The following is a 5,541-nucleotide window of genomic DNA, read 5'->3' as shown; positions in this document are numbered from 1 at the left end:
GCGGCGGCGCACCGGGCGGCAGTGGCAGGCTCGATCCCGGCTCGCGGGTAGGTACGGGCGCAACCGGCTTTGTGTATGTAAACGAGCGTTTTGTGAACCGCTGAAGGATTTGCTCCCCCGTGCCGATGACCACGATCGCCAGCACTTCGAGGACGAGCACGGTGGTAAAGGCCGCCGTCATCAGATTCAGCGTGTGAGCGACCGGGCCAGTAAACGTTTCGTACAGGCGCGGCCCCACGCCGATCAGCACCAGGAAGCCCAGGACCACCGCGAACAGCGCGATCAGCAGCGGCCAGCCTTTGCGGTCGGCAGGTGTGGGAATCATGGCGTTGGTGATCGCAAACAGGATGTACAGCCACAGGTAGAAATCGGGCGTGCTGCCTACCTGCTGTAATGCGGGTCCGATCACCGTGAGATCGCCGGAACTCAGCGAATCCAAAAACTGTTCCAGGTTGAGGATCTGGTTGCTGATCAGCCAGATAAGCGTCGTTCCGGTAATGAAGGGGATCGCGCCGATGAACGCTGACGCCAGCCAACTCGCTTGCTGGATCTGCACAAAGTCGAGGCGCAGCGTGCCGTCTTCCTGCGCCTGGGGCCACGCCATGACGCGCTTGGTCCGCACGTTGAGCGCGCCTGCCAGCAGCCATTGGGTCACTTCATGGACGAAAACGCCGGGAAGCAGGACGAGGTAGTAAAGCGCGGTCGCGCTCTGTTTGTCCTGGGTCAGCAACCAGCCCACACCGTACAGGTGGCTGTGGATCCACTTTTCCGCCTGCACGAGGAGGAAAAGCACACCACCTAGCAGCAGCCACGGCGTGAGCAGGTTGCTAACGTTCATAGGATACGAGTGCGCTTAGAGTCCTTTTGCCTGGATCGCAAGGCGGACCAGTTCGATGAACGAGTCTTCCTTGAGCGCGGCGCCGCCGACCAATGCACCGTCGATGTGCGGCTGGCTCATGAATTCGACCATGTTGTTCGGCTTGACGCTGCCGCCGTACTGGATGCGCATGGCATGGGCCACTGCATCGTCGTACAGGTCCGCGATGGTGGCGCGGATGTTGCCGATGATGCCATTGGCCTGTTCGCCGCTGGCGCTCTTGCCCGTGCCAATGGCCCAGATCGGCTCGTAGGCGATCACGATCTTGTCCAGGTCAGACGCGGGAATGCCGTCGAACGCGGCGCGGATCTGCGTCTCGACGAACGACTGTGTTTCGCCCGCTTCGTTGATGGCGAGGCTTTCGCCCACGGCGATGATCGGATGCAGGCCGTGATGCAGGGCGGCTTTCGCCTTCTTGTTGACCATTTCATTGGTCACGCCCTGGTACTCGCGGGTTTCGGAGTGGCCGATGATGACGTACTTCACCAGGCCCTTGAGCATGGGGCCGGACACCTGACTGGTGAACGCGCCCTCGTCTTCCCAGTGCAGATCCTGCGCGCCGACGGCGATCTCGGAGCCTTCGAGAGCCTGCGCGACGCCGGGCAGTGCCACGTAGGGCGGGCAAACGACGCGTTCGGCGGCGGTCAGGTCCGCCAGCGGGCCTTTAATCGCGTTCACGAACGCCACGGCTTCTTGCGGCGTCTTGTACATCTTCCAGTTACCGGCAATGATGGGAATGCGCATGAGTCAGTCCTTCCAAAGCGTTACGAGGATTAAATCAGAATCGGCGCTAAGGAGCAAGTCCTGCGCCGGATAAAACGATGGGCTGCCCAGCACGGACAGCCCATGATGATCAAACCTTACTTGTCGTTCAGCGCGACCACGCCGGGCAGGGCCTTGCCTTCGAGCAGTTCGAGGCTCGCGCCGCCGCCGGTCGAGATGTGCGACATACGGTCGTCCAGACCCGCCTTGTTGACCGCCGCCACAGAGTCGCCGCCGCCGATGATGGTCGTCGCATTGGACTCAGCCAGGATTTCCGCAACCTGGAACGTCCCCTTGGCGAAGCTGGGCATCTCGAAGACGCCCATCGGGCCGTTCCAAACGATCGTGCGGGCGTCCTTCAGATACTGGCGGAAGTCGTCCACCGCGCCGCTGCTGATGTCGAGGATGCGCCAGCCAGCGGGCACGCCGTCGGACGGCTTGATCACGCGGGTATTCGCTTCGTTGTCGAACGCATCCGCGATCACGACTTCGGAGGGCAGGACGAGCTTGCTGCCGCCCTTTGCCAGCAGTTCCTTCGCGGTGTCGAGCGCTTCGTCTTCGGCCAGCGAGTCACCGACTTCGTAGCCCTGGGCTTTGAAGAAGGTGTTCGCCATGCCGCCGCCGATCAACAGCGCGTCACACTTGCCCAGCAGCGACTCGATCACGCCGATCTTGTCCGAGACTTTCGCCCCGCCCAGGATTGCCACAAACGGGCGTTCCGGCGCTTCGATCGCCTTGAGCAGATAGTCGAGTTCCTTCTGCATCAGGAAGCCGCTGACGGCGGGCAGGAAGCGCGCGACGCCTTCCGTCGAGGCGTGGGCGCGGTGCGCGGAACCGAACGCGTCGTTGACGTACACGTCGCCCAGTTCAGACAACTGCTTGGCGAGCGCTTCGTCGTTTTTGGTCTCGCCCTTGTAGAAGCGGGTGTTTTCGAGCAGGATCACGCCGCCCTCAGGTGCGGACTCGCACGTCTGCTTGGCGGCATCACCGACCAGCTCGTCGCTGAAGATCACGTCCGTGCCCAGCAGCTCGGCCAGCACAGGGACCACCGGCTTGAGCGAGTACTGCGGATCCGGCTCGCCCTTGGGACGGCCCAGGTGCGACATCAGCGCAACGTAGCGCGGCTTCTGCTCAAGGATGTACTTCAGGGTCGGGATAGCGGCACGCACGCGCGTGTCGTCCGACACTTTGCCCTCTTTGATCGGAACGTTGAAGTCGACGCGGACGAGGACACGCTTCCCGGTCAGGTCAATGTCACGAACAGTCTTTTTTGCCACGGCATAATCTCCTTAGAAAGAACAGGGGCGGGGCGCTGCGGCCCTCGCCCCTGTGTTAGTCGCTTCGTGCGATGGATACTGCCCGAATCGCTTAGAGCTTGCTGCCCATGATGGCCGCCAGGTCGGCGGTACGCATGGAATAGCCCCATTCGTTGTCGTACCAGGTCATGACCTTGATCATGGTTTCCTGGAAGACGTAAGAGAATTCGGCGTCGACGATGCTGGAGCGCTCGTCGCCCTTGATGTCGATCGACACCAGCGGTTCTTCGCTGAAGCCCAGGATGCCCTTGAGCGAGCCGTTGGCGGCTTCCTTGAACTTGGCGTGCAGTTCTTCGGTGCTGGTCGGGGTTTCGATCTCGGCCACGAAGTCCACCAGGGAGACGGTCGAGGTGGGGACGCGCACCGACAGGCCGTCGAACTTGCCCTTCAGCTCGGGGATCACCAGGGCCACCGCGCGGGCTGCGCCGGTGGTGGTCGGGATCATGTTCACCGCAGCGGCGCGCGCACGGCGCAGGTCGCTGTGGGGCATGTCCAGAATGCGCTGGTCGTTGGTGTACGAGTGGATGGTGGTCATCAGGCCGCGCTTGATGCCGAACGCGTCGTTGACAACCTTCGCCGCCGGGGCGAGGCAGTTGGTGGTGCAGGAAGCGTTCGACACGATGTGGTCGGTCGCCGGATCGTACTGGTCGTCGTTGACGCCCAGAACGATGGTGCGGTCCACCGCGCCCTTGGCCGGCGCGCTGATGATGACCTTCTTCGCGCCCGCGTCGATGTGGGGCTGGACCTTCTCACGGCTGCGGAAAACACCCGTGCTCTCGATCACGATGTCAACACCCAGGTCGCCCCAGGGCAGGTCCGCCGGGTTCTTCTCACTCAGGGTCTTGACCAGCTTGCCGTTGATCAGTAGGCCGCCTTCGGCCACTTCGACGGTGCCGGGGAAACGCCCGTAGTTCGAGTCGTACTTCAGCAGGTGCGCCATGGTCGGCAGATCGCCGAGGTCGTTGAAGGCCACGATTTCGAGGTCGTTCGGGTACTTTTCGAGCATGGCCTTGAGGACCTGACGACCAATACGGCCAAAGCCGTTAATACCTACGCGTGCCATTGGTTGTTCTCCTTAGACTACACTGCAGTGGATACATAGAGCCATGGACAGCACGCCGGGCGCGCTATCCTCCAACTTGTCCGTTCACGGCTGCGCCTTGGTGGCTGCCATCCCGGAGTGCAAAGGTGCGGCCCGCGGGCGCTCGGTTGTAGAGCGTAAGGAGGGCGCGCGCCAGTTTGCTCGAATCGTGACGCCAGGGCCGGTCAGCGTCGGTTAGATCGGTTAAGTGCACGTCATAGCGCTGGTAGATAGTCTGGTCGTCGGGCGAATGCAGGACGTAGAGCGTATTTTCGCCCGCGTTGCGTGTCGGGTAGTGATCGTTTGCGAGCACGGCATCGAAGACGTTGCGCCCTACGTGCGCTTCCAGGGCCAGAACGTGGTCGGTGACGCTGAACCCGTCGGTTTCTCCCGGCTGGGTGGCAACATTACAGACGTACACTTTGTAAGCGTTGCTGGCGCGCAGCGCTTCCGCGATGCCGTTCACCAGCAGGTTTGGCAGCAGACTGGTGAACAGGCTGCCCGGTCCAATGACAACCAGATCGGCGCTCAGGATTGCCCGGATAGCATCCGGGTAAGCATGGACCTGATCTGGCTGCAAGAAAACGCGCTCGATCTTACCACCGGCCTCGGGAATTTGCGATTCACCGCTGATGCGCCGCAGCCGGGTTTCACCTGGGATGCGGACCTCGGCCAGCAGGGTAACATTTTGCAGGGTGGAGGGCAGCACACGCCCCTCGATTGCCAGCACGCGCCCCGTCTCCGCGACCGCGCGATCCATGCTGCCGGTCAGGTCGGCCATGGCGGTCAGAAACAGGTTGCCGAAGCTGTGCCCTTCCAGCCCGCCTTCCGAAAAGCGGTACTGGAACAGCTGCGTGATCAGCGCCTCGTCGTCGGCCAGCGCCGCAATGTTGCTGCGCAGGTCGCCGGGTGGCAGAACGCCCAATTCGCGCCGGAGCTTGCCGGAACTGCCGCCGTCGTCCGCCGTGGTCACCACGGCGGTAATCTGGCTGGTGACGGTTTTTAAGCCGCGCAGCACCGAGGGCAGCCCGGTCCCGCCGCCGATCGCCACGACCTTCAGGCCCTTCTGTCGGCGTGTGTGGGCATAGACCATATCCAGCACCGATTCGCGGCGCTGTGTCGCCAGGGGAGCCAGGATCGAGCGGGTGAATTGGCGCAGCGCGATGAAGATTGCGCTCGACCCGACCACACCTGCGATCAGTACCCGCGCCCACGGCGGCAAAAAGTGCAGCGTCGCAAAGCGCAAGGCCGACGCGAATTCGCCCGTGTCGTTGAGCAGTGCGACAATCTGAACCATACCAAGCGTGAGAATACTGACTCCAAACAACAGCAGAACCAGCCAGCGCTTAATTTTTAGCCCAGGCGTGAGTAACTTGATGAGGACATTCCCGGAACGCCGCATCGAGGCGAACCTCTGCTCTGTGATTGTTTGGGTACGGCGCGGTTAGCAAACCCGATGTACAGGTTTATGGACTGACAAAAAAAGGAGCTGCTTGTAGGATCTG

General features: G+C 62.2%; 5 protein-coding genes. All 5 read right to left on the bottom strand.

The genetic code is table 11. From position 1 onward, the window contains the following. Positions 1 to 838: hypothetical protein (locus tag V7116_RS25235; RefSeq protein ID WP_324394771.1), on the bottom strand; the 838-nt coding region annotated here is incomplete at its 3' end. Positions 839 to 853: 15 nt separating this feature from the next. Continuing rightward, a complete protein-coding gene (tpiA, locus tag V7116_RS25230; protein ID WP_324394770.1) occupies positions 854 to 1,621 on the bottom strand; it encodes a triose-phosphate isomerase in 768 nt (255 codons plus the stop codon). Positions 1,622 to 1,737: 116 nt separating this feature from the next. Continuing rightward, positions 1,738 to 2,916: a phosphoglycerate kinase gene (locus V7116_RS25225; RefSeq protein WP_324394769.1), complete on the bottom strand. Its 1,179-nt coding sequence runs from the start codon at positions 2,914 to 2,916 to the stop codon at positions 1,738 to 1,740. A gap of 91 nt (positions 2,917 to 3,007) precedes the next feature. Next, complete coding sequence (gene gap / locus V7116_RS25220; protein ID WP_324394768.1) at positions 3,008 to 4,018, bottom strand: type I glyceraldehyde-3-phosphate dehydrogenase; 1,011 nt, start codon at positions 4,016 to 4,018, stop codon at positions 3,008 to 3,010. Between the two features lie 64 nt (positions 4,019 to 4,082). Continuing rightward, positions 4,083 to 5,333 carry a gluconeogenesis factor YvcK family protein gene (locus tag V7116_RS25215; protein WP_324394767.1) on the bottom strand — a complete coding sequence of 417 codons (1,251 nt, stop codon included), beginning with the start codon at positions 5,331 to 5,333 and terminating at the stop codon, positions 4,083 to 4,085. Between the last annotated feature and the right edge of the window lie 208 nt (positions 5,334 to 5,541).

This window comes from Aggregatilinea sp. (assembly GCF_036822615.1).
GTDB lineage: Bacteria > Chloroflexota > Anaerolineae > Aggregatilineales > Aggregatilineaceae > Aggregatilinea.
Note: the sequence above shows the minus strand (reverse complement) of the source record. Positions and strands in the feature narration are given on the sequence as shown.

Coding starts and splice junctions, on each gene's coding strand:
- tpiA (WP_324394770.1), bottom strand. CDS start 1,621: ATGCGCATTCCCATCATTGCCGGTAACTGGAAGATGTACAAGACGCCG.
- gap (WP_324394768.1), bottom strand. CDS start 4,018: ATGGCACGCGTAGGTATTAACGGCTTTGGCCGTATTGGTCGTCAGGTC.
- V7116_RS25215 (WP_324394767.1), bottom strand. CDS start 5,333: ATGGTTCAGATTGTCGCACTGCTCAACGACACGGGCGAATTCGCGTCG.